We start from the raw sequence: 1,029 nt of genomic DNA, 5'->3' as shown, positions 1-1,029 counted from the left end.
AGTACCGGTGCTGGCGGCGGTCGAGAGATTGCCGACGTTCAGCTCGTGGGTGGCGGCCGAGAGCTGGGCCGAACCCCAGGCCTGATCGAGGCGCACGACGCCGACGAAGTCGGGCAGGCGCGAGCGCTCGATGCTGTCGATGTTGCCGTAGCGGTTCGGACCGACGAAGATCGGGGTCGGCTGGTTGGTCACGCCGAAGTTCTGCGTGCTACCCGTGTTCAGCGTGGCGGCCACGTTGAACGGCGAGAAGATCGGGGTACGGCGGAAGACCGGGTCTTCGATCGAGATTGTCGCCGACAGGCCGTTACCGACCGTGGCGGTGTAGGCCAGCAGGTTGGTCGAGAAGTTGTCTGAACCCGCGGTGGCGCCGGCGAATTCGAAGTCGTGGGCGTAGAAGTCGAAGAACGAGGAGGCGCGACCGGCGGTGAGCCCCGCGAACTGGATGAACGCCTTGTCGACGTTCATGAACTGCTGGTCGCGGCCGAAGCTGTCGGTGCCGATGCCGGGATAGGCCTGGCCGATACGCTGCTGCGTGCCGGAGGTGCCGACGCCGGAGTAACCGGTACGGGCACCGGCATCGAGGCGCACGAAGGCGCGCAGGGTGCCGTAGGCGGTCTGGGTACGGGCATCGAGGTTGATGCGCATCCGGCCCTGGTAGCCCGATGTGTCACCGGCGGCGCCCGCTTGGCGGGTGTAGCTAGTCTGGTATCCGCCCTCGAACCGGGCACGGCCCGAGACGCGCAGGCAGGTATCGGTGCCGGGGATGTAGAAGAAGCCGGCGCCGTAGGCGGTGCAGACGCGGACGTATTCGATCGGCACTGCCTTCTTGACCGGCAGATCGGCGGCGAGCGCGGCGCCCTCCGCCGCGAACGCGGCATCCGCGCCCAGCAGGGCGCTTTTCAAGGACCTCATGGATGACCCCAAAATCTTCGAAACCCATAGCGCAGCATCGTCCGGTGATCCTGATCTCACTGCCAAAATCATTTCTGCTCGCCTTCGTGCGCCTCGATGCCGGCGCACGCACCGGCT

At 66.5% G+C, this 1,029-nt stretch carries 1 protein-coding gene; it reads right to left on the bottom strand.

The genetic code is table 11. The features are described from left to right. A partial coding sequence (locus MKK84_RS05555) for a porin (RefSeq protein WP_243917344.1) occupies nucleotides 1-912 on the bottom strand: 912 nt, incomplete at its 3' end. Between the last annotated feature and the right edge of the window lie 117 nt (nucleotides 913-1,029).

This window comes from Methylobacterium sp. E-065, assembly GCF_022829605.1.
Taxonomy (GTDB): domain Bacteria; phylum Pseudomonadota; class Alphaproteobacteria; order Rhizobiales; family Beijerinckiaceae; genus Methylobacterium.
The sequence above is the reverse complement of the archived record's forward strand: the minus strand, read 5'-3'. Positions and strand labels throughout refer to the sequence as shown.